Below are 26,074 nucleotides of genomic sequence, written 5' to 3' on the forward strand. Positions count from 1 at the left end.
GTGCGGTCTGTTTTTAAATTATTTTTCCCAAAAAACGAGAATTTTAATAATGAATTCTGTTCTCTGTTATACCTCCTCTGGAACGGCTATAAAAAATAATTTCAAAATCAACCGCACTTTAATCATTTCCTATCTTTCTAATATATTCTTATTATCCTCTTAAAAGGATAATATTGCATTTATCCCTTTTAAGGGATAAAATCTATTTTACCCTTTATAAAGGATAAGGAAACAAAAAATGGTAGTTACCTCAAGTAAAATGTTAGCTCACATATTACGTGAATTTCGTTATCAAAATCACTTATCTCAAACGGATTTAGCCAAAATTGTAGGTATGAAACAAGCTACAGTGTCAGCATTTGAAAATACCCCTGACAGCACTAAATTAGAAACCTTATTTAAGTTGTTGGCTGGACTTGAATTGGAATTAGTGGTGCAACCTCGTCCAAAGAATATCTCATTATTAACTCAAGATGAGGTAGAGGATATATGGTAAATTCTAATATTTTAACAGTGGCAATGAATGGAATAAAAGTAGGGGAATGGCGAAAATATACGAATGGAGGAACAGAATTTCAATATGATGACACTTGGTTAAGTTTCCCTCGCTGTCGGGCTATTTCATTATCGTTACCGCTTTCCCATACTCCCCATAAAGGAGATGTGGTCTATAATTTCTTTGATAATTTGTTGCCCGATAATGAGCAAATTCGCTCACGAATTCAACAACGTTTTCAAACGATCACCAAGTCTCCCTTTGATTTACTTTCTGCCATAGGGTTAGACTGTGTTGGTGCTATTCAACTTTATCAAGGGGAAAGTCATTTAGTTCAACAAATTCAATCCCAACCGTTAAATGAGAAAGAGATTGAAAATTTATTAAAAAACTACCGCACTTCACCGCTAGGAATGGACGAATTAGATGATTTCCGCATTTCTCTTGCGGGAGCACAGGAAAAAACCGCATTATTATGGTATCAAAATCAATGGCAACGCCCATTACATGCAACCGCAACTAGCCATATTTTTAAGTTACCAATTGGTATTGTAGGACAAGGACAATTGGATTTATCGCATAGTTGTGAAAATGAATGGTTTTGCTTACAGATTTTACAAAAATTTGGTTTATCCGTCCCCAATGCTGAGATTAAACAATTTGGTGAAACCAAAGTATTGATTGTTGAACGCTTTGATCGCCGTTGGTCATCTAGGGGAAATTGGTTGATCCGCTTACCACAAGAGGATATGTGCCAAGCTCTGGGAATTGCCCCTGCTCGTAAATATGAGACAGATAGTGGTATTGGTATTGTGAAGATTATGGATTTACTCAAAGGATCTGCCGATCCTATCCAAGACCGTAAACGCTTTTTTAAGGCTCAAATTGTGTTTTGGTTACTCTGTGCTATTGATGGGCATGCAAAAAATTTTAGTTTGTACTTAGAGCCACAAAATCATTATCGTTTAACGCCATTTTATGATGTAATTTCCGCTTATCCTCTAATCAGTTCAAGTGGATTACAACGACAAAAAATAAAAATGGCAATGGCTTGGCAAGGCAAAAACCGTCATTATTGGTGGCGAGAAATTAAATTACGGCATATTTTTGATACGGCTAAATTAGCCAATTTATCCTCAGAAACAGTAGAAGATATTTTACATGAATTAGTAAAATCTTATCCATTAGTGAGTGAGATTAATACAGCACATTTGCCAAGAAAGATTATTGAACCCATTTTAGAGGGATTAGAAAGCAAGATGAAAATGTTGAGATAGAAAAGTTTTATAGATATAGTCGTCCCACTTTAAAATAAATGGCTATAGTATTGGATTAAAGTGCGGTATGTTTTTCAAAAATATCTTAATTTCCAACCGCACTTCCATACATTAACCACTTAGTTCTTTACCTTTCATTAATTTAATCTATTTAATTATTAAAAATAGCTTGTGTTACATTTTTGTTTAAATTATTATTGATAATTATTTTTATTATCAGTGGTGATTTTTTGAAAGCCGTTATTCTCTTTTTATCCATTTTACTGGTTGCTTGTTCTCATTCTATTACGTCAATACAACCTAGTAAGTTAGGTATTGTGATTGATTTACACTCAGGGCAACAAATCACACCGCAGGATTTGATTGAACGAGTGGCTCAAGATCCTATTATTTTATTAGGTGAAATTCATGATCAGTTCTCACATCATCAGGCTCAATATTGGTTTTTAGATAAACTGGTAGAAAAACGCCCACAAGGTAGCTTGTTATTAGAAATGTTAGCAGTTAATCAGCAATCGGCATTAGATGATTTACCAAAACAATCGATCCCTTTAAATAAATTGGCAGATTTAATTCAATGGGATCATCGCTGGCGTTGGGATTGGTATGGCGAATTAATTGAACGTGCTTTATTTGCTGATTATAGCGTGGTAGCCACAAATCTTACTCAACAAGAAGTAAATACCATTATGCGAGGGGCAGAACCTTTACGAGGTAAAACATCAACGGCGGTGGCAATTAAGCAACAAATTGCCGATTTAATTTTAGCCAATCATTCGGGAAATTGTTGTTCCGCTGAGTTAATCAATCGCATGGTAGAGGTGCAACAATTTAGAGATCGCCGTATGGCGGAAAAATTATGGCAATCAACGCAACCCACTAATGTATTAATTGCAGGTAATCATCATGTTAATCGTTTATTTGGAGTGCCAGTGCATTTGCAAGAGCTATCAGGCAATCAAGCAAATGCAACGGTAATCATGATGAGCAATGAACAACAAGGGATTACGGTTGAGCAAGCTGATTTTCTTTGGTTAATTCCATAAAATTTAAGGATAGAAGATTATGCGTATCAAGGGATTATTGAGTTTATTATTATTTTTTCCATTATTTGCTTATGCTGAGAATAGCATTGCTATCTCTGAGGTAGTGAATTTAAACCCGCCAACATTAGATTTTTCACCAAAATCTTTGTATTTACAAGCCCATATTGTTGTACAGGTTGTTATTTGGTTATTGGTGTTTTGTTCGGTCATCACTTGGGCAATATTATTGCTTAAATCTTATCAGTTTATGGTTGCTCGTTCTAAAATAAAGCGTGATTTACGCATATTACCTCAGTATAGCCTTTTCTCGGAGATGGAAAAAAAGGGAGATTATAGTTTTATCACTCAACAATTTTTGCAGATTGTTTTACAAGAAAAGCAATTATCCTCTCTGCAAGATAAGGATCTGATTGAACGTATTGAATTTCGTTTGGTTCAGCAAAGTAAAATGATGCAGCAATATATTCGCTATGGTATTGGTATTCTTGCCTCTATTGGTGCAGTAACTCCCTTTGTCGGTTTATTTGGTACAGTGTGGGGAATTATGAATAGTTTTATTGGTATCGCTCAAAATCAATCCGCTGATCTTTTTGCTGTTGCCCCCGGTATCGCCGAAGCTTTATTTGCCACTGCATTAGGTCTTGTCGCAGCAATTCCTGCGGTGGTTATTTATAACTTTTTTGTGCGTCAAACACAAAACTATGCAGAACAGTTACAACGTGTTACTTCATCTATTTTATTAGCAATACGTCGTGAGAATGGAATGAAATAAGTGGGAAATAGCAAGGAATAAGTGATGGCGTTAAAAATACAGAATGATGATCAACAAGAAGAAATGAGTGAAATTAATGTTACCCCTTTTATTGACGTTATGTTGGTATTATTGATTATTTTTATGGCGACAATTCCACTTGCTACGGTACATATTCCTCTTGATTTACCTGCAGTAACTACTGAATCTACCTCAGATAATAGCCAACCAGTGATTTTAAGTTTGAATGCCCAACATGAACTCTTTATTGGTAATGATTTAATCGCTATGGATAATATTCCCCAACATATTGAGGAGGTAACCAAAGGGAATAAAGAAACCGTTATTTTCTTTCGTATTGATAAGGAAGTGAAATATGAATTGTTAATGCAACTTATGAACAGCCTACGCAAAAATGGTTATTTAAAAATTGGTTTAGTGGGCTTAAATGAAAGTTCGGCGGAGTAATCAATGAATCAACAAGGATTAGGTTGTTCTACGAATAATTATAAGCAATGGAGTATAACAATGCTTGTTTCTTTGTTATTGCATTGTCTTGTTATTTATTATTTTATTCGTACGCCATTACAACCTCAATCGCCTTTGTTAATGTCCGCTGTTATGTTGGAATTTTCCGATCCACCACAATCCATTTCTATTGTGGAACAAGTGCCAATAGGGCCAGTTCAACAAATGGTAAAGAAAACACAATTACCTGAACACCAAGAAAATCAAGCTCAGCAGGATAATTTGCCTCGTGTAGAAGAATATTCGCCACCAGAGGTTGAACCTGAAATTGTGGTGAAAAAGCAAGAAAATAAAGAAACCATTGAGAAAGCAAAAACCAATAAAAATGTATCGCATAACAAACAACAATTAATTAAAAAGCAACGAGAAAATAAAGTAAAACAAGCGGTTATTGATAAAGTGGAATCGCCCCATAGTAATCATTTAACGACTGCCCCAGTAGAGGGAAATAGTCAAAAAATTGCGGCAGAGTTTACCAGTAGTAGCAAAGGAAATGCTAAGCAGGTAACTTGGAATGCATTAGTTCGTTCTCATTTAGAGCGTTATTTACGTTATCCCCAACAGGCATTAAATAAAAAATGGCGAGGGCGGACAATGGTACGTATTACCATTGATCCTAATGGTAAAGTTCTTACGGTATCTTTGCATCAATCCAGTGGTCGTTCTGAATTTGATCATGAAGCCATTGCAAATGTAAAAAGAGCCTCGCCTTTGCCTAAACCGCCAGCACATTTAGTTTCAGGGCAAACATTACAGTTTATTGTGCCTATTAATTTTGATTACGATAAATATTTTTAGACAGAATTTAAAAAAATTTGTGGTGTAGTTTCAGGCTAACTGACGGAGTATATAGCACAAAAAGCCCACTATGTAATGAAAAGTTGTGATTTATATAGTGATACAAAACTTTATTGCAACATTTATTATTGCTTATCAGAGCAAAGCCGTTTTCGCTAATGTCAGCAAAATAAATTTGCAATATGTTCTTTTATTATTTGATTTAGTTAATAAGGAAAACGTTATGAATCAAAATATCAAATTATTGACATTAGCCATAATTAGTACAATGGGAATTTCTGCTTGTTCTGGTAGTAGCGATAATTCAACGCCCGTATCTGTAGGGGGGGGGGAATGATAGCACTTCTCAAACGGTAAATGCAAGTAGTCAATCTTCTCAATCCTCTCAATCCGAGTCTACCCCAACAACGGATAGTTCGTCATCAACAACAACGCAATCGTCAACTAGTGCAACAAGTAGCCCGTCAACAACGAATACGGCAACACAAAATTCCTCTAATGTAACAAATCCCACTAGCTCAAGCAGTAATTTACCGAATAATAATCAAACAACGGTAACCGTTGTTTGGAAAGAATTAAAAATTGATAAACTTGATAATGACACTCCTACCTATCATGCCTCTAATCCTAGGGTATCAACCGAACAAGCTCAAATAGCAAACTATTTAAATGGAGGTTTCTATTATGTTGATAGTACAGGTGCTACTCATTCTCTTAGAGATGAAAATTATAATGTTGATTTTTTAAAACAAGCAGCAGTAAATCCAGATAAATTACAAACTTATAATATTGAGAAAGGTGGACAGTCTGTAATGAAAGTTGGTTTTGTTAATCAACAAAACGCCAGCTATATGACCTGGAAATCAGAAAAAATACCTAGTCCCTATGGTGATCCAGAATATGATTCTAGTACCTCTTATATTGCTAACCTTACGCCAGCCAATAGTGAAATTCTTACTCAAAAAGGACAAGCCACTTATAAAGGGCATGTTATCGCTAATTCAAATAGAGCAACCAGTAATTTCCATTTAGCTAATCTTACCTTAAACGCTGATTTTAGCCGTATGAAAATATCTGGTGTTATTAGCAATCGTAATGATGAACTTTTGTCTAATATGGCTAAATATTCAGAAGGTGCTATGGGTAAAGAATATACCCTTGATCCTGAAGCAGTTGACCCAGGTTGGGTTGAGTTAATTACTCAAGAGCAAATGGAGCAACGGATAAATACTTATAGAACATTGCCGATTAATTTAGAAGAAAGCGATATTACGGTTCATAATAATCGCATTTCCTTTAGTAAGCCTACTGATGGATTAAGTTTTGCCGCACCAGATACCGGAAAAACAGTAACAGTTGGTGGTTATGGTGGAGTATTTGCGGGAGATAAAGCTCAAGAAGTGGTTGGTGAAATTAACAGTGGTAGCAACTTTGCTAGCTTTGGTGCAGTGGAGGCGAAGTAATGAGCCGAAAATCTCTCGTTGCTACCACTGCCATTGCAGGGCTAGTAAGTTCTTACGTATTTGCTGAAGATATTTTAGTGCTTGATGATATTAATATTTCTGGGCAGGTAACCCATAATAAGGCGGATCAAGTTTTTAGCCAAGCTGGCGGTGTGGTTGTTCGTGAAGCTGATGAACGTATGCAATCTTTAGACAGTGTGGTACGTTCTTTACCCGGGGTTTATAGTAATATTGATCCCGCACAGGGAACAGTGAATGTTAATATCCGAGGTATGAGTGGTTTAGGACGTGTTAATACCACGATAGATGGTGTTCCACAAACCTTTTTTGGTACTTCGGCAAATGGCGATAGACGTTTTCATGATGAAAAAGGAGGGCTAGGTCCGAGTGGTCAATTCGGTGTGATGGTTGATCCTAATTTTTTCACTGAAATTCGGGTGGATAAAGGATTTGTTACTGGGGCAAATGCGGTCAACGCCCTTGCTGGTTCCGTTTCTTATAGAACCTTTGAAGTTGACGATATTGTTTTGCCCGGTAATCAAGTGGGAATACGTTCTCGTTTTGGTTATGGTACTAATAAACTAGGCTATAATGCCATGTTAGCGGTAGGCGGTAAAACAACTGCCTTTACCGATACAGGTAGCATAGGGGCATTTTTTGCTTATAGCCAACGTGATATTGGGGCAAATTATAAACGTGGTGATGGACGGTATGCTACAGAAAACGGCTATGTTAAAAGCATGGATCAAAAACCTAAATCTTGGTTGACTAAATTAGAAATTAAACCTAATCGGCAACATAAAATTTTATTTTCTGGACGTAGCTATCTTACTAATATTGGTGGACGAGAATTAGATAATAAAAATTATAGTTTAAATTATAATTATCAGCCTGAATCTAATTGGATTGATTTAGCCTTATTAGCATCTTATACCATGAATAAACAAATTTATAATGCTGATTCAGCAATATTTAAGTTAACCGATGCAAATACAAAAAATAAATCAACTTATTTTGATTTAAATAATACCAGCTATATAAATTGGTTTAATTCTGATTTGAGTTGGACAAATGGTATAAGTTATTTTGATAATAAATATAGTCGTCAGGCTGTAGGAGATGATCAAGATAATTTGGATTATACAGTTTTTTCTCCACCGGGTAAACAGAAAATTTTAAGTGCTTATACTAATTTAAATTGGAAAAAGAGTATTTATGAATTAGATTTAGGATTAGTCTATAGTCGATCTAATTTTACGGGCTTTAAACCTGACTGTGGTGTAGAGGGAGGAGATGTGTATTATCTTCCTGTTCTTTGTATTCCTTTTGGGGCTTATGACGTAGATATTACACATTATTCTGTTGATCCATCAGTAATGTTATCTTTAAATCTAAATGATTGGTTTAGTCCTTTTATTAGTTATTCTAGGACTACTCGTATGCCAAATATTCAAGAAATCTTCTTTAATAACCAGAGTGGAGGATCGATGAATATTTATTTAAAACCAGAAATAGCTAATACTTACCAAGTTGGTTTTAATACCTTTAAGCATAATTGGTTAACGCAACAGGATATTTTGGGAATAAAATTACTTTATTATCGTAGTTATATTAAAGATTTTATTACTTCAAAATCTTTCTATCTTGATCATTATGGGAATTTGACTAGTGATATTAATTTATTAGGACATATTCCTTATCATGCTCAAATATCCTTAAATTCATCTAACAAGCTACGTACTAATGGCATAGAACTAGAATTAAACTATGATATGAAAAGTTTTTTCACAAGATTATCATATAGCTATGAGAAAACCTCACTGCCATTAAGTGTACAAACTGCGGCAGATAACTTTAGATTTGGTGATATTTATGAGTTACCTAAACATTATGCAACCTTAGATATTGGTACAAGGTTATTAGATCAAAAATTAGTCATTGGTGGTTTACTAAAATATACAGGTAAAGCTAAACGCCTTTCACCAATGGGAATTAATACAGATCTCGCAAGATTAGATGATGCTCAAGATTTACCAAACCAACCGATGATTATGGATTTGTATTTAAATTATCAAATCAATAAGAATTTTATGCTTAAGGTATCAGTGCAAAATGTATTTAATTCTCTTTACATTGATCCTCTTAATAGCCAAAATGCAACCCCTTCACAATATGTAGCCAATGGCAATGGAGATGGATACACTTATACTAATTACGCTAGAGGACGTAGCTACTTAATTGGTGGTGAAATTCGTTTTTAACTAAAAATAATGCCCTTATTCTGCTAATAAGGGCATATTTTAATTAATAAGGATATTATGAAATTTCCATTATCTTTTTTATTGCTTGTTAGCATTATTGTTATTTCGGGGCAAGCTCAATCTTTTGAAAATCAGTTAGAACAAGAAATCGCTGTTGCAATGCCTCAACTTGAGCAACCTGAACCGCCCCAATTACTTTCACAAGAACCACAAAAAACTTATCATATTAATAATCAAGAATTATCTGCTAATCCAGCATTAATTGAAATTTTTATTAATCAAGCCATTGATCAGCATAGAGCGGAACTTTTGCCTGAGCTATTAGCCATGTATCAAGTTTATTCTCAAGCAGATCCTATTTTAATTCAATATGCTCAAGGTATTTATGCACAATCACAGGGGAATTACCAACAAGCAATCACTAATTATCGCCAGTTATTAGCGGACTATCCTGATCTAATTAAAGTGCGGTTTAAATTGGCACAATTTTTATTTGAAGATAAACAATTTACTGCGGCTAAAGATCAGTTCCGTAAATTAAATGCCGAATATTTACCCAAAGAAATTCATTTTAGAATTGGGCAATATTTACATACCATAGAGAAACAAAATGAACTAAAAATCCGTTTTGGTTTAAGTTATTTAAATGATAATAATATTAATAATGCTTCTTCGGTTAAATATATTTATCTTGATCAATATCAATTTGTGAAAGATCCCCGTTACTTGCCACAAAAGGGGCAAGGGGTTTCTTATAATTTGAATGTAAGTAAATTATTTAACCTTATAGATCATCATTATCTTTATTTAGAAAATCATACTTATGGAAAATATTATTGGAATAATAAAGATTATTCGGAAACAGAGAATAGAACTTATCTTGGTTATCAATACCAGAATGCACATTATCGTTTCGCATTATTACCGCTTTATCAAAAACATTGGTATGCAAACAAGCAATATAGCCAAGGTTATGGCATTCGGCTAGAAGGGGATAAATGGTTATCAAATCAATGGCAATTAGTTACTGCATTGGAATTAAGTAAAACAAGTTATAAACGTTCAGAAAGAATAAAATATTCTCAATTATATTCGGGGAGTTTATTGTATATTGCTAATGCGAAACGTTTATTATACGGTGGCGCAGATATATTAGTAGAGCGGTCTAATATTAATCTTGAACAGTCTAATAAATATATGTTGAGATTAGGCTGGCAACAGGAATGGAAATATGGGCTTTCCAGCAATTTACATATCCAACTGGGTTTAAGAAAATTTAAAGATAAGGATAATTTAAAACAAATTATTAGACAGGATAAAGAAATGCGCATTAATCTTACTTTATGGAAAAGAGATTGGCATTGGTTTAATTTTACCCCAAAACTGCAATATCGTTATCAACGAATAAACTCTAATATTCCAGAGTTTTATTCTTATGATAAATCACAATTTCAATTATTATTGGAAAAAACATTTTAAGCATAAAAAAGCCGATCCTATGATCGGCTTTTTATTCGCACATTATTAGCAAATTTATCTTTTGTTAGAAAGATTACCTAAATCTTTATCTACTAAGTATAAACCTTTACCGTCAGTACCTAATAGATTTAATTTATCTAGTACGCTACTAAATAATTTTTCTTCTTCATGTTGTTCTTCAACATACCATTGTAAGAAATTAAAGGCGGAATAGTCTTTTTCTTCAAAGGTTGTGCCGACTAATTCATTAATTTTTTGCGTAATATATTTTTCGTGTTCGTAAGTTTTTTCTAACACTTCTTTTAGTGAAGAAAATTCGTGAGGTGGTTCATTAATTGCAGTGATAACCGCCATTGCACCTGTTTCATTTAGATATGTGAAAAGTTTACGCATATGTTGCATTTCTTCGGCTGCGTGTTCTGCTAAGAATTTTGCAGTGCCTTCAAAACCATTTTGTTCACACCATGCACTCATTTGCAAATATAAGTTTGAAGAATAAAACTCAAGGTTCATTTGTGCGTTTAATAAATCAATAACATTTTTAGATAACATTTTTATTCTCCTCTTATTCTAAAGTTGCTAAATCACGATCAATGAAATATAAAGAACGACCGTCTTCGCCCATTAAATTAAATTTATCAATAATACTGCTAAATAATTTTTCTTCTTCGTGTTGTTCAGCCACATACCATTGTAAGAAATTAAAAGTAGAGTAGTCTTTATTTGCCCAAGTTACTTCTACTAATTCATTAATTTTCGCCGTAACGTGTTTTTCGTGTTCAAGGGTAATTTCAAAAATTTCACGCAAAGATTGGTAATCGCTTTTTGGCGCTTCAATTTTGCCAAGTAATGGCATACCGCTTGTTTCATTCACATAAGTAAATAACTTTTGCATATGCTCCATTTCTTCGTCAGCATGGCGTAATAAAAATGCAGCTGCTCCTTCATAGCCATGGTTATAGCACCAAGCACTCATTTGCAAATAAACATTAGAAGAATAAAATTCCAAATTAATTTGATCGTTTAACTTTTCAGTAATCGCTTTGTTTAACATAGTTTGCTCCTTTCCTTTTTTATGATTTGTTATAGGCAATTAGGGATAAATTGATCGCTATAACAAACAACGGCGGCTATTGTAGCCTAAAGTTAATGAGAATGAAATAGGTAAATATAAAAAAATTTCACATAAGTTATTAATTTTTAAGGGGATTTTAATATTAATCATTCTCATTTAGTAGAAAGAATAAATTATCAATTTTATTTTATTGTTATGATTATGTAATAATGAGTGCGGTCAGTTTTAACAAATTATTTATAGTCGTCCCACTTTAAAATAATACAGTAAGGTGTGCTTTATGAAATGACGATAAAATAGGATTTGTTAAGAAAGAAAGGGAAGAATGTTGTTTAAAACTTTGCACTAGATCACAAATTTAAAAATTAGTCTTACATTTTGCAAGGTTTTATTTGCACATTTTCACAGGATAAACTATGCTTTCAACCATAAAGAATAAGTGCTATCGTAAGTAGCCAACATATTTTGCTTTCCGAGTAGTGCCTCAAATAGAGGCACTTTTTTTATGTATGTATTTTTATAGTCGTTCCACTTTAAAATGATACAGTGTTGGTACGCCTCGCCGTACTACTTGTACTGTCTTCGGCGTACCGCCTTGTCTCATTTTAAATTGAAACGACTATAATCTTAAAGCTATTTTATTTGTTTAAATAAAATCATTTCCTCTTGAGCAAAATCATTGTCTTGAGAGGTCAGAGGATTGGTAATCTCTTCTTTATCAAAGGCAATATCTCCCTCAATGCCGGTTAATGCTTGACCTCGTTGGATATGTTTGAAATCAAATAAATTTTTATCGCAAAGATGAGAGGGAACAATATTTTGCATAGCACTAAACATAGTTTCTATTCTGCCGGGATATTGACGATCCCATTTTTGTAACATTTCTTTGACTACTTGGCGTTGTAAATTGGGTTGTGAGCCACAAAGATTACAAGGAATAATCGGAAATTGTTTAGCAATAGCATATTTTTCAATATCTTTTTCACGACAATAAGCCAGTGGACGAATAACAATTTGTTTTCCATCATCACTGATTAATTTAGGTGGCATGGATTTTAATTTACCGCCATAAAACATATTCAGAAATAAGGTTTCTAACATATCATCACGATGATGCCCTAAGGCAATTTTGCTTGCCCCTAATTCTGTTGCTGTACGATATAAAATACCACGCCGTAAACGAGAACAAAGTGAACAAGTGGTTTTACCTTCTGGAATTTTTTCTTTCACAATGCCATAAGTATTTTCTTCCACAATTTTGTATTCAATGCCTAGATTTGATAAATATTCTGGCAAAATATGTTCAGGAAAGCCGGGTTGTTTTTGATCAAGGTTTACTGCCACAATATCAAAATGAATAGGAGCATTCAGACGTAAATTGAGTAAAATATCAAGTAAAGTGTAACTATCTTTACCGCCAGAAAGGCAAACCATTACTTTATCGCCATTTTCTATCATATTAAAGTCAGCAATGGCATTACCTACGTTACGGCGTAACCTTTTTTGTAATTTGTTCAAATTATAATGTTGTTTTTTATCTTGTTGTATGGTGGTAAAAGGCACTGTTTGGTTCATAGTATTTCCATTTGTTTTTGATCAGTATGTAAGGTTTTTCCGCTAAAAATGTTGCGTATAGTATGATCAATAATGGGAATTTTCAAATTTTTATTGGTGTTGCCGTTCCATATTAAAACAATACAGTGTTGGCACCCCTTGCTCTGCAATTTTGTACTGACTTCGGCGTACTCTCTTGTCTTATTTTAAATTGAAAAGACAATAATAGCGGGGAGCTTCTTTACTTTATAAAAAATAAATCCATTTGACTATTAGGCTATTAGCTAAAAATCTGTATAATAACTAAGTTTTTAATAATGCTATATCTTATGGATCGTCAAGTAAGTGCGGTCAAAATTTGGATTATTTTTCATGAATGAAGTTTCACAAACAATTCCTGAATTGGTTTCTTGGGCGAAAGAACGAGAATTTTCGTTAAACTTGTCCAATGAACGCTTGGCTTTTTTGTTAGGCATTGCGATTTATAATAACGATCGCTTAGATGGCGAAATGTTAGAAAGCGATTTAGTTGATATTTTCCGTTATGTATCCAATGCTTTTACCCAAACGGAAGAAAATGTGCAATATCGTGCCAATAACGCCATTAATGATTTGGTAAAACAGCGTTTTTTAAACCGTTTTAGTAGCGAATTTACCGAGGGATTAGCCATTTATCGTTTAACCCCCTTAGGTATTGGAATTTCCGATTATTATATTCGTCAACGTGAGTTTTCCGCTTTGCGATTATCTGTACAGTTATCCATTGTGGCTGATGAAATTCATCGAGCCACAGAAGCGGCAGAAGAAGATGGCGATGAATATTTTTGGCGGCGTAATGTGTTTGCACCGTTAAAATATTCAGTAGCAGAAATCTTTGATAGCATTGATTTATCGCAACGTATTATGGACGAAAACCAACAAAGTATTAAAGAGCAAATCGCGGAATTATTAACCAAAGATTGGCAGGCAGCCATTGCCAGTTGTGAACAATTATTAAATGAAACCTCAGGAAATCTAAGAGAATTACAAGATACCTTAAATGCTGCAGGCGATAAATTGCAAGAACAGCTTTTGCGTATTCAAGATTGTGTGATTGGACGTGATGAACTTTATTTTATCGATCAGCTTATTGTCAATTTACAGGCTAAATTAGATAGGATTATCAGCTGGGGGCAACAAGCTATCGATCTTTGGATTGGTTATGATCGCCATGTACATAAATTTATTCGTACCGCCATTGATATGGATAAAAATCGTGTCTTTTCACAACGTTTACGCCGTTCTATTGCGGATTATTGGGATAATCCTTGGTATTTGTGGACAGCACAAGCGGAACGTTTAATGGATTTGCGTGATGAAGAACTTGTTTTGCGTGATGAAGATGCTTTAGGCGAATTGCCGGAAGAATTACAGTATGAGTCCTTATCTGATTTACAAGAACAGTTAATTGAACATATGCAAATGTTATTGATTCAATATCGTGAAAATCATCAAGCCATTGATTTAAGCCAAGTATTAAGACAACAACTGGAAAATTTCCCTGCTAGCCGTCATTTTGATGTGGCACGTATTATTGTGGATCAAGCCGTACGATTAGGTATGGCAAGTGCTGATTTTGCAGGGCATTATCCTCAATGGCAACCAATTGATGCACAAGGTGCAGAGGTACAAGCTAATATTATTGATGAATATTAATGTCTAACCCCAAAATAGAAAAGTGCGGTGTCTTTTTGAAAAATTTTTATAAGAGAAGAGTATGATAGAACAAACACAAGCTGAAGTGATTTCTCCCCAATTAGCCAATGCCATTGCTAATCCATTATTTCCAACAGTGGATAGTCAATTACGTTCAGGTAAACATATTGCGCAAGAGCATCTTGATCATTATAGTTTTTTAGCGGATTTTCAAACGGAACTAGACCTTTTTTATCGCCGTTATAATGTGGAATTAATTCGTGCCCCTGAAGGCTTTTTCTATTTGCGTCCTAAAGCTACAACCTTAATCGCCCGTTCGGTTCTAACGGAACTAGAAATGTTAGTGGGCAAAGTATTGTGCTATTTATATTTAAGCCCAGAACGTTTAGCACAACAAGGCATTTTTACCAGTCAAGAAGTTTATGATGAGCTATTAAATTTGGCGGAAGAAAATAAGTTACTTAAAGTGGTTAATCAACGATCAGCAGGTTCTGACTTAGATAAACAAAAATTAGCGGAAAAAGTACGGGCAGCATTAAATCGTTTACGCCGTTTAGGAATGATCCACCAAGTGGGCGATCAATATAGTGGTAAATTTACTATTTCAGAGGCGGTTTTCCGCTTTGGAGCAGAAGTAAGAAGTGGTGATGATCCGAGAGAGGCACAACGGCGTTTAATTCGTGAGGGAGAGGCAGCCAACCCAGACTCTTTAGCCGCCACGCAAGCAATGCAAGATCCACAAGATAAAGAACAACTAGACCAAGACGATGAAATGGCACAACTCACTGAGGAGCAACAATAATGTCAGAAATTACCTTAGAACATGAAATGGATAGCCTAAACCCTATATCAGACAATGTAACCGCTACTGGCTTGGTGCAGTCTGTGCCTCGTGGTAAGTTTCGTTCTTTAACCTTAATTAACTGGAACGGTTTTTTTGCTCGTACCTTTGATCTTGATGAATTAGTTACCACCTTATCAGGGGGCAATGGGGCAGGGAAATCTACCACGATGGCAGGATTTGTTACCGCACTTATTCCTGATCTGACATTATTACATTTTCGTAATACCACAGAGGCTGGGGCAACCACAGGCTCAAGGGATAAAGGTTTACATGGTAAATTGCGTCCCGGGGTTTGTTATGCCGTCTTGGATAGTATCAATTCTCGTCATCAACGTGTTTTAACAGGTGTGCGTTTGCAACAGGTGGCAGGGCGAGATAAAAAAGTAGATATTAAATCTTTTTCCATTCAAAGTTTGCCTTTATCTGTTAATCCTACGGATTTATTTACCGAAAAGTTAACAGAACGCCAAGCAAGAGTATTAAATCTGGTTGAACTAAAAGAAAAACTGGATAGTATGCAAGCCCAATTTAAACAATATCATTCTATTACCGATTATCATGGAATGATGTTTGATTTGGGGATTATTCCTAAACGATTACGTTCTTCTTCGGATAGAAGTAAATTTTATAAATTAATTGAAGCCTCTTTATATGGCGGTATTTCCAGTGCCATTACACGTTCTCTACGAGATTATCTTTTGCCTGAAAATCTTGGTGTGCGTAAAGCCTTTCAGGATATGGAATCGGCATTGCGTGAAAACCGTATGACCTTAGAAGCGATTAAGGTTACTCAGGCGGATCGAGATTTATTTAAACATTTGATTACCGAATCTACCAATTATGTGGCAGCGGATTATATGCGTAATGCTAATGAACGTCGTGGAAATATTGAACAAGCTCTGGCATTTCGGCGAGAATGGTATAAAGCCAAAGATGAACAATCTCTTTCCCAATATCGCCTTGTAGAATTAAGCCGAGAAGCCCAAGAGCTAGCAGAATTGGAAAAAAGCCTTGAGATTGATCATCAAAGTGCATTAGATCATCTTAATTTAGTGCTTAATGCGTTACGTCATCAAGAAAAAATCAGTACATATCAACAAGACGTAAATGAATTATTAGCACGTTTAGAAGAGCAAAAAATCGTATTAGAAACCGCTCAAGAGGCATTAGAGGAAAAACAAGCTCAATTTGAGCAAAGTGAACAAGAGATCGATCAATTACGCAGTCAATTAGCCGATTATCAACAAGCCTTAGACGCACAACAAACCCAAGCCTTGCAATATCAACAAGCCATTCAAGCCTTGGAAAAAGCAAAAAACTTATGTGGTTTAGCGGATTTATCTATAAAAAATATTGATGAATACCATAATGAATTTGCTTTACAAGCGGAAGAAATTACTGAACGTGTGCTTGGGCTTGAACAAAAAATGTCAATTTCCGAGGCGGCGAAATCGCAATTTGATAAAGCCTATCAATTAGTGTGTAAAATTGCAGGGGAAATTCCACGCTCAGCGGCGTTTGACAGTGCGAAAGAATTGTTGCGTCAATATCCAGAGCAACGTTTACAGGCTCAACAAGCACCACAATTACGCACCAAACTTCACGAATTAACACAACGTTATGAACAGCAACAAAGTGCGGTCAGTTTATTAAAACATTTTAATCAACGTGCGGCATTAAATTTAGAGAGTGCGGAGCAAATTGAAGAATATTATGCAGAGCAAGAAACGTTCGTTGAGGATTTAAATGCGGAACTTGCTGAACAGGTTGAACAGCGTTCAGTGTTACGACAAAAACGAGAAAACTTACTCAGTCTTTATCAGCAAAATGAACATAAAGCGCCAGCTTGGCTAACAGCACAATCCGCCTTGGAACGCTTACAAGAGCAAACAGGGCAAGACTTTGCCGATAGCCAAGATGTTACTCACTTTATGCAAGCTCAGTTGGTAAAAGAACGAGAATTAACCATTCAACGTGATCAATTAGAGCAACAGCGTTTACAATTAGAGCAACAAATTTCTCGCTTAAGTCAACCTGATGGTTCAGAAGATGCTCGTCTTAATGTTTTAGCTGAGCGTTTTGGTGGGGTGCTATTGTCAGAACTTTATGATGATGTACCGATTGAAGATGCCCCTTATTTTTCAGCCTTATATGGACCTGCTCGCCATGCGATTGTGGTGAGAGATTTAAATGCGGTGCGTGAACAATTAGCAAATTTAGCGGATTGTCCTGATGATTTATATTTAATTGAAGGCGATCCAGCGGCATTTGATGATAATGTTTTTTCCGCACAAGAATTGGATTGTGGGGTGGTTGTACAGGTGTCTGATCGTCAATTACGCTATTCTCGTTTTCCAGAAATTCCATTATTTGGGCGTGCCGCCAGAGAAAAACATTTAGCGGAGCTTGAAAATCAATTAGAGCAAGTGTCAGAACAATATGCTCAAATCGCTTTTGATGTACAAAAATGCCAACGTTTACACCAACAATTTAGCCAATTTGTTGGCTTGCATTTAGCTCTAGCTTTTCAGCCTAACCCTGAACAGATTATGCGACAGTTACAAGCGGAACGTAGTGAAATTGAACGAGAGTTAACTTCACTAAGTACCACAGAACAACAACTGCGTATTAAATTGGAGAATAGCAAAGAGCAATTACAAGCCCTGAATAAGTTATTGCCATTATTGAATGTGCTTGCCGATGAAAGTTTGCTTGATCGTTTAGAAGAATGTCAAGAACAGCTTGATATTGCGGAACAAGATGAAATGTATCTTAATCAGCATGGCGTGACATTGTCACAATTAGAGCCTATGGTTAATGTATTACAATCCGATCCAGAGAACTATGACAAACTGACGGCAGATTATCAGCAAGTGGTTGAGTTACAAAAACAAATTCAACAACGCTTATTTGCCCTAGCGGACGTTATACAACGTAAAAATCATTTTAATTATCAGCCTGCGGAGCAAACGGAAAGCCATTCGTTAAATGATCAATTACGCCAACGCTTAGAGCAAGCTCAACAACAACGTGAACAACAACGTGAAAGCCTACGCCAAGCTCAACAATATTTTAGCCAATCTAACCAAATATTTATTGGTTTACGCAGTAGCTTTGAGGCAAAAAATCAAATGTTACAAGAGTTAATCCAAGAAATTAATAGCTTGGGGGTAAAAGCGGATCAAGGGGCAGAACAACGAGCGAGATCTCGGCGTGATGAATTACAGCAACAGCTTTCCACCAGTCGTCAGCGTCATCATTATGTGGAAAAACAATTAACCTTAATTGAGAGTGAAAGCGAGAATTTAATTCGCCGTATTCGTAAAGCGGAAAAAGAATATAAAAATCAGCGTCAATTAGTGGTTGGTGCAAAAGTGAGTTGGTGTGTGGTCTTGCGTTTATCACGCAATAGCGATGTGGAAAAACGTTTACACCGCCGAGAATTTGCCTATTTATCCGCTGATGAACTACGTTCAATGTCTGATAAAGCCTTAGGGGCATTGCGTAATGCGGTGGCGGATAATGAATATTTGCGTGATAGTTTACGTTTATCCGAAAACAGTGCCAAACCTGAAAATAAAGTAAAATTCTTTATTGCGGTTTATCAACACCTTAGAGAGCGTATTCGCCAAGATATTATCAAAACCGATGATCCTATTGATGCCATTGAGCAAATGGAAATTGAGTTAGCGAGATTGACTGACGAGCTTACCAATCGTGAACATAAATTAGCGATCAGTTCCGAGAGTGTGGCGAATATTATGCGTAAAACCATTCAACGGGAACAAAATCGTATTCGCTTGCTAAATCAAGGGTTACAAAATATTGCCTTTGGTCAGGTAAAATCCGTTCGTTTAGTAGTCAATATTCGTGATACACACGCAATGTTACTTGATGCTTTATCAGGGCAAGAGCAATATCAAGATTTATTTAGTGATCATCGAATTACTTTTTCCGAGGCAATGGCAAAACTTTATCAACGTCTTAATCCGCATATTGATATGGGACAACGCACAGCCCAAACCATTGGCGAAGAATTACTAGATTATCGCAATTATTTAGAACTAGAAGTGGAAGTGTTCCGAGGTGCTGATGGTTGGTTGCGTGCGGAAAGTGGGGCATTATCTACGGGGGAAGCCATTGGTACAGGTATGTCCATTTTGCTTATGGTGGTACAAAGCTGGGAAGAAGAAAGCCGCCGTATTCGTGGTAAAGATATTATTCCATGTCGTTTATTATTCCTTGATGAAGCGGCTCGCTTAGACGGTAAATCCATATCCACCTTATTTGAGCTTTGTGAACGTTTAGATATGCAGTTATTGATTGCCGCCCCTGAAAATATCAGCCCAGAAAAAGGTACAACCTATAAATTAGTGCGTAAAATCGCAGGTAACCAAGAGCATGTGCATGTGGTGGGCTTGCGTGGATTTGGTGCCAGCGAATAAGGTAAAAAGTGCGGTTAAAAAATAAAATTATTTTTGACCGCACTTTATATGGAGCAAATATGATTAGAATATTATTTCTCATTTTAGGAGCTATTGCAGTTGTTGTTATTGCTTTCTTCTTATGGCTTAGTTTAGTTTTTGCGGGTTATAAATTCTCTGGTTTTTTACCTATTATGGCAATCATTAGCTACTTTGCTACTTACTATTTTTATACCCATTCTTATCAATTAAAGAAAAATACCTTTAAAGTTATCATTGGTTTATTTGTTTCCAGTATCGTTTCTTATTTAGGTTATATTGGTTATGTCAATTATGTGCGAGCAATACCCACAGTGACAGAGTTTTCGCGCCATGATTATGAACCTTTTAATGAAAATAATAAATTAGCGAAATTAGCACAAAAAAGCACATTACAATTATCAAAAGAAAACTTACCTCGCTTAGATGGTTCTACGGCACTTTTTCCTGTTTATGCTGCATTTGTTAATGCTACCTATCCTAAATTGGTGTTGATTGATTTGTGGCGTCAAGTAAGACAAAGTAAAACAGGACAAGCCTATAATAATTTGCTTGAAGGGGAGGTTGATATTATTTTTGTACCAGCTCCTTCAAAGCATCATTTAAAACAAGCTCAAGAAAAAGGCTTATCTTTTAATTTATTGCCTATAGGACGCGAAGCCTTTGTCTTTTTTGTTCATAAAAAGAACCCTGTTGAAAATCTTAGTATTCAAAATATTATTGATATTTATTCAGGAAAAATTACAAACTGGCAACCTCTTAATGGCAGAAATAAGAAAATTAGAGCATTTCAACGCCCAGAAAATTCAGGCTCACAAACGGCTTTACAGCGGATTATGCAAGGTACTGAATTGATGCCCGCTCCAAAAGAAGATGTCCCAACTAATATGGGGGGAATTATTAGTCAGGTTGCTCATTATCGTAATTATGAGAATGCTATCGGTTTTTCATTTTTACTTTATGCCACTGAAATGGTAACGAATGAGCAAATTAAATTATTAAGTATTGATGGTGTTATGCCAAATAAAACAAATATTGCTAATAATCATTATCCCTTTACCTATGACTTTTATGCTGTGACTATTGCAGGGCGTGAAACAGAACAAGTTTTAGCCTTATTACAATGGATTAAATCAGAACAAGGTAAAGAATTAATTCAGAAAACTGGTTACGTTGTCACAGATTGAGTGTAAGATATAGGTTATGATATTTTTAATCCTTGCCATCTTTTTTAGTGTATCTGTGGTAATTTTGCTTAAAATCGTGAAATCTAAGATATTAATTCAACAAGTATATTATTTTAAAGAAAAAATGAGTAAATTGAATAGGTTTGGTAATTTCTATTCTCTGTCTTTTTATTGGGATCTTCTTATATAAGGCAAGTTATGCAACAACCTTCCTTTTTTTTCTATGATTATGAAAGTTTTGGGGTAAATCCTGCATTAGATCGCCCCGCTCAGTTTGCGGGTATTCGTACCGATATGGAATTTAACATTATTGGCGAGCCTGTAATGTTGTATTGCAAACAAACCAATGACTATTTACCTGCCCCAGAAGCAGTATTAGTTACAGGAATTACACCACAAATTTGCAACCAACAAGGTTTACCTGAACCTGAATTTGCCGAACAGATTTTACAACAATTTAGCCAGCCTCAAACCTGCATTATCGGTTATAACAACATTCGTTACGATGATGAAATGACTCGCTATACTTTCTACCGAAATTTTATTGATCCCTACGAATATAGTTGGAAGAACGGTAATTCTCGTTGGGATTTATTGGATTTAGTGCGAGCTTGTTATGCGTTGCGTCCAGAAGGTATTAATTGGGTTTATGACGAACAGGGTATGCCTTCTTTTAAATTGGAAAAATTGACGAAAGCCAATGGTATTGAACATAGTCAAGCCCATGATGCAATGGCTGATGTGTATGCCACTATTGAAATGGCAAAACTAATAAAGCAAAAACAACCAAAATTATTTCAATTCTTCTTTGAAAATCGTGGAAAAAAAGCGATTGAGGCGATGCTCGATACCGCAGAAATGACGCCATTGGTGCATGTATCTGGTATGTTAGGCAATTATCGAGGTAATACCACTTGGATTGCTCCCTTAGCTTGGCACCCAACAAACCAAAATGCGGTAATTGTATGCGATTTAGATGCTGATATTGAGGATTTATTAAACGAAAGTGCGGATCAATTACGCACCAATTTATATACCCCAAAAGCACAATTAGAAGCGCAGGGGATTCGTCATGTACCATTAAAATTGGTACATATTAATAAATGCCCGATTATTGCTCCCGCCAAAACATTGTTACCAGAAACTGCTCAACGTTTAGGCATTAATCGTGAGCGTTGTTTGATGAACTTAAAAAAATTGCGTGCTAGCTTAGATATTCGTGAAAAAGTCATTGAGATTTTTAATCAAGAACATTCATTTGAACCCAGCGATAATGTGGAAACGGAATTATATGCAGGATTTTTTAGTTATGCGGATAAAAATAATCTTGCAATTTTGCGTACCTTATCAGCGGAACAACTGGCTCAACCTCATTTAACCTTTGAAGATAAACGCATTGCTGATTTGCTTTTTCATTATCGGGCAAGGCATTTTTATGCCAGTCTAACACGAGCAGAACAAGTACGTTGGGAGAAATATCGCCGTAATAAGCTGGAAAAAAGTGCGGTCAACTTTGAACAACGTTTACAACAATTAGCCGAGGAATATCAGGATCAACCCGATAAATTAGCCTTATTGCAGCAAGTTTATGAGTATGGGGTAAAGTTGTTAGGTTAGACATTATTTTTGTCTTTATTTTCAAGTGCGGTGTTTTTTAGGATTTTTTTCTTTTATTTCTCCGACTTAGTGAACGGATTTCGCCGTAGGCGACCTACTTTCTTTACTCGTGTAAAGAAAGTAGGCAAAGAAACACGCCCCTAGAAAAAGCCTTTTTCCAGCCTTTCACCAAGAACGATATACGAATAATTTTGGAACTCGCTACGCTCAAACAGCCAAAATTATTCTATCGTTCTAAGTTTAGGCTGGGGCTTTTTAAGGGGGATAAGAGAGCGTTATTCTCTTTATTTGTTTTGTATTAATAAAGTGCGGTCAGTTTTAGAAAAATTTTCCTAACAATCTTAATTTTCCGACTATTCCCCCTTAAAAATTCCCTGTGTAAAACTTAGAACCATAGGCACATTTCTGCTGTTTGAGCCTTGCATAGCAAGGCGAGTTCAGAAATGTGTCGTGATGGTTCAAGTTGAAACACAGGAGCAGAATTTTTCTAGGGGGGCATTTCTTTGCTTACTTTCTTTGTGCAAGCAAAGAAAGTAAGTCGCACGAATGTGCGAAATACATTTATGAAGTCAGAGAAATAGCAGTGAAAAAAATCCCAAAACCCACCGCACTTTAACTCACATAGTTATCCTTTTACCAATAACCCCTCTCTTTATTATTTAAACAAACAAAATAAATAATAATTATTATCATTGACAATCTTAATTTTATTGGTAAAGTAATGGCTGTTTTTGTCAATTTCTTTCTTAATATAGATAACATCTAAACTAACTTTAAAGAGGATTACCTATGAAAAAAACGCTTGCTTGTCTTGCTATTGCCACTGTACTAAGTACCAATGCTTTTGCCGCGAACGAGGTTAATGTGTATTCTTACCGCCAGCCTTATTTAATTGAACCAATGCTAAAAGATTTTGAAAAAGAAACTGGCGTTAAGGTCAATGTGATTTTTGCGGATAAAGGGTTGGTTGAGCGTGTTAAAAGTGAAGGGGAGTTAAGCCCTGCTGATGTATTATTAACTGTTGATATTAGCCGAGTAATGGATATTGTTAATGCAGGTTTGGCACAGCCAGTTCATTCTGAAGTGTTAGAAAAAAATATCCCTGCTCAATATCGTGATTCTGCTGATCAATGGTTTGGTTTAACCACCAGAGCAAGAGTAATTTATACCTCTAAAGATCGTGTAGGTAAATTGCCAGCTGATTTTGATTATTTAGATTTAGCGAAACCTGAATATAAAGGCAAAGTTTGTGTGCGTTCAGGCAAAAATGCTTATAATGTTTCGTTATTTGCTGCGATGATTGAACATTATGGTGAAGAAAAAACCAAAGAATTTTTACAAGGTTTAAAAGCGAATTTGGCACAAAAACCACAAGGTGGCGATCGTGTTCAAGTGAAAGCAATCAAAGAAGGAGTTTGTGATTATGCTTTAGGCAATAGCTATTATTATGGCAAAATGCTTGAAGACGACAATCAAAAAGAATGGGCAGAAGCGAGCATTATTAATTTCCCAGCGGGCAAGTTTAATACCCATGTGAATATCAGTGGAGTAGCGGTGGCGAAATATGCTCCAAACAAAGAAAATGCAGTAAAATTAGTTGAGTATTTAAGTGGCGATCAAGCGCAAAAATTGTATGCTGAATTGAACCATGAATATCCAGTGAAACCGGGCGTTCAATTATCAGAATTGGTAGAAAGCTGGGGAACATTCCAAGCGGATTCTTTACCATTAGAGAAAATTGCTGAGAACTATGGTAAAGCACTAAAATTAGTTGATGAAGTGAAATTCGATCAATAATCCATAAATTTATATCCCCTTTATTGGCAAAATAAAGGGGATATTTTTTCCTGTTATATTATGCAAAAAAAATTTTCACGTCCTTATTCCACCAAATTTATTGGTTGGCAATTATCTGCTTTGCTATCTACTGGCTTTATTTTATTGCCGTTGTTGGCTATTGGTTATCATGCCATTGATGGGCAATGGCAAAATTTACAACATTTTTGGCAAACAATGCTGGGGCATTATGTGGCGAATTCAGTAATATTAGTGTGTTCAACGGTATTACTTGCTTTATTATTTGCCTTACCCAGTGCTTGGCTTGTAACCCATTATCGCTTTTGGGGACATAAGGTTTTACAATGGTTACTATGTTTGCCTTTGGCGATGCCTGCCTATTTGATTGCTTATTTATATACGGATTTATTAGATTACTCTGGGCCATTACAAATTTTTTTACGTCAGTTATTTGCTTGGTCAAGTCCGCAAGATTATTGGTTTCCACAAATTCGTAGCTTATACGGAGCAAGTTTTGTATTAGCCTTGGTGCTTTATCCCTATATTTTTTTATTAGCTAGGGTAGCTTTATTAGAACAATCTGAAAATTTAGTGCAAAGTGCAAAAACCTTAGGAGCTTCACCCTTTACCATTTTTCGTAAAATCACATTTCCGCTTATTCGCCCTTCTGTGGCGGTGGGTATGACCTTAGTGGCAATGGAAACCTTGGGGGATTTTGGTACGGTAGCTTATTTTGCTGTTCCTACCTTGACCACAGCCATTTATGATGCTTGGTTAGGTTTTCACGATATTGGAACGGCAAGCCAAATATCTTTATTTATGTTATTGATGATCTTTGTTTTAGTTGTGCTAGAGTCTTATAGTCGGCGTAAACAAAAAACTTATCAACGTGGTTATGAAAAGAAACAAAGGTTAAAAACATTAACAGGGTATCGAGCTTTGTTGGCTCAATTATGGTGTTGGGGGTTATTGAGTTGTGCGTTTTTCTTGCCCCTTGCTCAGTTATTGTATTGGGCTTATGAATATTTTGAGCAATCTTGGAATGCGAATTTTGTTCAATATGCTAAGAATAGCTTACTCGTATCTTGTCTAGCTTCTTTTGTTACATTATTTTTTGCCTTATTGTTGCATTTTACCCATCGCTTAAGTTTACAAGGGGGATTATTAACCCCTAAAAATACTCGTACTTTGTTACAAGTTTCTTCATTAGGTTATGCCATTCCCGGCACAGTATTAGCCATTGGTTTATTATCTCCTTTGACTTTTGCGGATCATCAATTACATCATTGGTTAAAAAGTTTAGGCTTATCCCCCGTTGGTTTGGTTTTTTCTGGTTCAATTTTTGCTCTAGTCGTTGCCTATTGTATCCGTTTTTCCGCTATGGCGATCGGTAGTTTAGAAGCCTCTTTTGGCAAAATTTCGCCGTCGTTAGATATGGCAAGCCAAACCCTTGGAAAAAATGGGTTTATGATGTTACGGAAAGTGCATTTTCCTTTATTGTCTAAAGGCATGTTGACGGCGTTGTTAATGGTATTTATTGAAAGCATGAAAGAATTAAATGCCTCATTGTTACTTCGTCCATTTAATTTTGATACCTTAGCAACCCATGTATTTATTTTTACCTCCGATGAACAGTTAGAACGCGCGTCTTTACCTGCCATTGCCTTAGTGCTAACAGGATTAATCCCCGTTATTTTATTGACCCGTTCTCTGATTATGACAAGTAATAAAGAGAGATAAATG

General features: G+C 35.6%; 20 protein-coding genes. 17 read left to right on the forward strand and 3 right to left on the reverse strand.

The features are described 5' to 3' along the window. Positions 1 to 238: 238 nt before the first annotated feature. The 10 genes from A6A20_RS12110 to A6A20_RS12155 all read left to right on the forward strand — a co-directional run bounded on the left by A6A20_RS12110 (position 239) and on the right by A6A20_RS12155 (position 10,099). Positions 239 to 496, forward strand: a complete 258-nt coding sequence (locus A6A20_RS12110) for a helix-turn-helix domain-containing protein (RefSeq protein WP_279573663.1) — start codon at positions 239 to 241, stop codon at positions 494 to 496. Beyond that, positions 490 to 1,773, forward strand: coding sequence for a type II toxin-antitoxin system HipA family toxin (locus A6A20_RS12115; RefSeq protein WP_279573664.1), 1,284 nt, complete (start codon positions 490 to 492; stop codon positions 1,771 to 1,773). The genes A6A20_RS12110 and A6A20_RS12115 overlap by 7 nt, the downstream gene beginning before the upstream one ends. Before the next feature lie 230 nt (positions 1,774 to 2,003). Continuing rightward, positions 2,004 to 2,819, forward strand: a complete 816-nt coding sequence (locus tag A6A20_RS12120) for a ChaN family lipoprotein (protein WP_279573665.1) — start codon at positions 2,004 to 2,006, stop codon at positions 2,817 to 2,819. A 19-nt stretch (positions 2,820 to 2,838) separates the two neighbouring features. Continuing rightward, positions 2,839 to 3,591: a tonB-system energizer ExbB gene (exbB, locus tag A6A20_RS12125; protein WP_279573666.1), complete on the forward strand. Its 753-nt coding sequence runs from the start codon at positions 2,839 to 2,841 to the stop codon at positions 3,589 to 3,591. Positions 3,592 to 3,615: 24 nt separating this feature from the next. Then, on the forward strand, positions 3,616 to 4,038 hold the full coding sequence (locus A6A20_RS12130; protein ID WP_279573667.1) for a biopolymer transporter ExbD: 423 nt from the start codon (positions 3,616 to 3,618) through the stop codon (positions 4,036 to 4,038). Between the two features lie 3 nt (positions 4,039 to 4,041). Further along, the gene (tolA, locus tag A6A20_RS12135; RefSeq protein WP_279573668.1) at positions 4,042 to 4,896 is read left to right on the forward strand and encodes a cell envelope integrity protein TolA; all 855 of its coding nucleotides are present in this window, start codon (positions 4,042 to 4,044) and stop codon (positions 4,894 to 4,896) included. A gap of 357 nt (positions 4,897 to 5,253) precedes the next feature. Then, positions 5,254 to 5,400: a hypothetical protein gene (locus A6A20_RS12140; protein ID WP_279573669.1), complete on the forward strand. Its 147-nt coding sequence runs from the start codon at positions 5,254 to 5,256 to the stop codon at positions 5,398 to 5,400. 308 nt (positions 5,401 to 5,708) lie between these two features. After that, positions 5,709 to 6,359 carry a hypothetical protein gene (locus A6A20_RS12145; RefSeq protein ID WP_279573670.1) on the forward strand — a complete coding sequence of 217 codons (651 nt, stop codon included), beginning with the start codon at positions 5,709 to 5,711 and terminating at the stop codon, positions 6,357 to 6,359. Next, complete coding sequence (locus A6A20_RS12150) at positions 6,359 to 8,620, forward strand: TonB-dependent receptor domain-containing protein (RefSeq protein WP_279573671.1); 2,262 nt, start codon at positions 6,359 to 6,361, stop codon at positions 8,618 to 8,620. Before A6A20_RS12145 ends, A6A20_RS12150 begins: the two co-directional genes overlap by 1 nt. A gap of 57 nt (positions 8,621 to 8,677) precedes the next feature. Beyond that, the gene (locus A6A20_RS12155) at positions 8,678 to 10,099 is read left to right on the forward strand and encodes a surface lipoprotein assembly modifier (protein ID WP_279573672.1); all 1,422 of its coding nucleotides are present in this window, start codon (positions 8,678 to 8,680) and stop codon (positions 10,097 to 10,099) included. A gap of 54 nt (positions 10,100 to 10,153) precedes the next feature. On the opposite strand, the gene ftnA (A6A20_RS12160) is transcribed toward A6A20_RS12155, so the two are convergent. The 3 genes from ftnA (A6A20_RS12160) to ttcA form a co-directional block, all read right to left on the reverse strand. Continuing rightward, positions 10,154 to 10,651, reverse strand: a complete 498-nt coding sequence (gene ftnA, locus A6A20_RS12160; protein ID WP_279573673.1) for a non-heme ferritin — start codon at positions 10,649 to 10,651, stop codon at positions 10,154 to 10,156. A 13-nt stretch (positions 10,652 to 10,664) separates the two neighbouring features. Continuing rightward, complete coding sequence (gene ftnA / locus A6A20_RS12165; RefSeq protein WP_279573674.1) at positions 10,665 to 11,153, reverse strand: non-heme ferritin; 489 nt, start codon at positions 11,151 to 11,153, stop codon at positions 10,665 to 10,667. Between the two features lie 654 nt (positions 11,154 to 11,807). Further along, the gene (ttcA, locus tag A6A20_RS12170) at positions 11,808 to 12,749 is read right to left on the reverse strand and encodes a tRNA 2-thiocytidine(32) synthetase TtcA (RefSeq protein WP_279573675.1); all 942 of its coding nucleotides are present in this window, start codon (positions 12,747 to 12,749) and stop codon (positions 11,808 to 11,810) included. Between the two features lie 351 nt (positions 12,750 to 13,100). On the opposite strand from ttcA, the gene mukF reads away from it, so the two are divergent. The 7 genes from mukF (at position 13,101) to A6A20_RS12205 (ending at position 26,071) form a co-directional block, all read left to right on the forward strand. Continuing rightward, positions 13,101 to 14,423 carry a chromosome partition protein MukF gene (gene mukF, locus A6A20_RS12175; protein WP_279573676.1) on the forward strand — a complete coding sequence of 441 codons (1,323 nt, stop codon included), beginning with the start codon at positions 13,101 to 13,103 and terminating at the stop codon, positions 14,421 to 14,423. Positions 14,424 to 14,484: 61 nt separating this feature from the next. Further along, complete coding sequence (gene mukE / locus A6A20_RS12180) at positions 14,485 to 15,225, forward strand: chromosome partition protein MukE (RefSeq protein ID WP_279573677.1); 741 nt, start codon at positions 14,485 to 14,487, stop codon at positions 15,223 to 15,225. A gap of 26 nt (positions 15,226 to 15,251) precedes the next feature. Continuing rightward, positions 15,252 to 19,712, forward strand: a complete 4,461-nt coding sequence (gene mukB, locus A6A20_RS12185; RefSeq protein WP_424585452.1) for a chromosome partition protein MukB — start codon at positions 15,252 to 15,254, stop codon at positions 19,710 to 19,712. A gap of 59 nt (positions 19,713 to 19,771) precedes the next feature. Next, positions 19,772 to 20,917, forward strand: coding sequence for a PstS family phosphate ABC transporter substrate-binding protein (locus tag A6A20_RS12190; protein WP_279573679.1), 1,146 nt, complete (start codon positions 19,772 to 19,774; stop codon positions 20,915 to 20,917). Positions 20,918 to 21,115: 198 nt separating this feature from the next. Further along, a complete protein-coding gene (gene sbcB, locus A6A20_RS12195) occupies positions 21,116 to 22,534 on the forward strand; it encodes an exodeoxyribonuclease I (protein WP_279573680.1) in 1,419 nt (472 codons plus the stop codon). 789 nt (positions 22,535 to 23,323) lie between these two features. Beyond that, a complete protein-coding gene (locus A6A20_RS12200; protein ID WP_279573681.1) occupies positions 23,324 to 24,331 on the forward strand; it encodes a Fe(3+) ABC transporter substrate-binding protein in 1,008 nt (335 codons plus the stop codon). Between the two features lie 60 nt (positions 24,332 to 24,391). Further along, positions 24,392 to 26,071: an ABC transporter permease gene (locus tag A6A20_RS12205; protein ID WP_279573682.1), complete on the forward strand. Its 1,680-nt coding sequence runs from the start codon at positions 24,392 to 24,394 to the stop codon at positions 26,069 to 26,071. Positions 26,072 to 26,074 lie beyond the last annotated feature (3 nt).

This window comes from Volucribacter amazonae (genome assembly GCF_029783845.1).
GTDB classification, from domain to species: Bacteria; Pseudomonadota; Gammaproteobacteria; order Enterobacterales; family Pasteurellaceae; genus Volucribacter; species Volucribacter amazonae.

Coding starts and splice junctions, on each gene's coding strand:
- A6A20_RS12110 (WP_279573663.1), top strand. CDS start 239: ATGGTAGTTACCTCAAGTAAAATGTTAGCTCACATATTACGTGAATTT.
- A6A20_RS12115 (WP_279573664.1), top strand. CDS start 490: ATGGTAAATTCTAATATTTTAACAGTGGCAATGAATGGAATAAAAGTA.
- exbB (WP_279573666.1), top strand. CDS start 2,839: ATGCGTATCAAGGGATTATTGAGTTTATTATTATTTTTTCCATTATTT.
- A6A20_RS12130 (WP_279573667.1), top strand. CDS start 3,616: ATGGCGTTAAAAATACAGAATGATGATCAACAAGAAGAAATGAGTGAA.
- tolA (WP_279573668.1), top strand. CDS start 4,042: ATGAATCAACAAGGATTAGGTTGTTCTACGAATAATTATAAGCAATGG.
- A6A20_RS12140 (WP_279573669.1), top strand. CDS start 5,254: ATGCAAGTAGTCAATCTTCTCAATCCTCTCAATCCGAGTCTACCCCAA.
- A6A20_RS12145 (WP_279573670.1), top strand. CDS start 5,709: ATGAAAGTTGGTTTTGTTAATCAACAAAACGCCAGCTATATGACCTGG.
- A6A20_RS12150 (WP_279573671.1), top strand. CDS start 6,359: ATGAGCCGAAAATCTCTCGTTGCTACCACTGCCATTGCAGGGCTAGTA.
- A6A20_RS12155 (WP_279573672.1), top strand. CDS start 8,678: ATGAAATTTCCATTATCTTTTTTATTGCTTGTTAGCATTATTGTTATT.
- ftnA (WP_279573673.1), bottom strand. CDS start 10,651: ATGTTATCTAAAAATGTTATTGATTTATTAAACGCACAAATGAACCTT.
- ftnA (WP_279573674.1), bottom strand. CDS start 11,153: ATGTTAAACAAAGCGATTACTGAAAAGTTAAACGATCAAATTAATTTG.
- ttcA (WP_279573675.1), bottom strand. CDS start 12,749: ATGAACCAAACAGTGCCTTTTACCACCATACAACAAGATAAAAAACAA.
- mukF (WP_279573676.1), top strand. CDS start 13,101: ATGAATGAAGTTTCACAAACAATTCCTGAATTGGTTTCTTGGGCGAAA.
- mukE (WP_279573677.1), top strand. CDS start 14,485: ATGATAGAACAAACACAAGCTGAAGTGATTTCTCCCCAATTAGCCAAT.
- mukB (WP_424585452.1), top strand. CDS start 15,252: ATGGATAGCCTAAACCCTATATCAGACAATGTAACCGCTACTGGCTTG.
- A6A20_RS12190 (WP_279573679.1), top strand. CDS start 19,772: ATGATTAGAATATTATTTCTCATTTTAGGAGCTATTGCAGTTGTTGTT.
- sbcB (WP_279573680.1), top strand. CDS start 21,116: ATGCAACAACCTTCCTTTTTTTTCTATGATTATGAAAGTTTTGGGGTA.
- A6A20_RS12200 (WP_279573681.1), top strand. CDS start 23,324: ATGAAAAAAACGCTTGCTTGTCTTGCTATTGCCACTGTACTAAGTACC.
- A6A20_RS12205 (WP_279573682.1), top strand. CDS start 24,392: ATGCAAAAAAAATTTTCACGTCCTTATTCCACCAAATTTATTGGTTGG.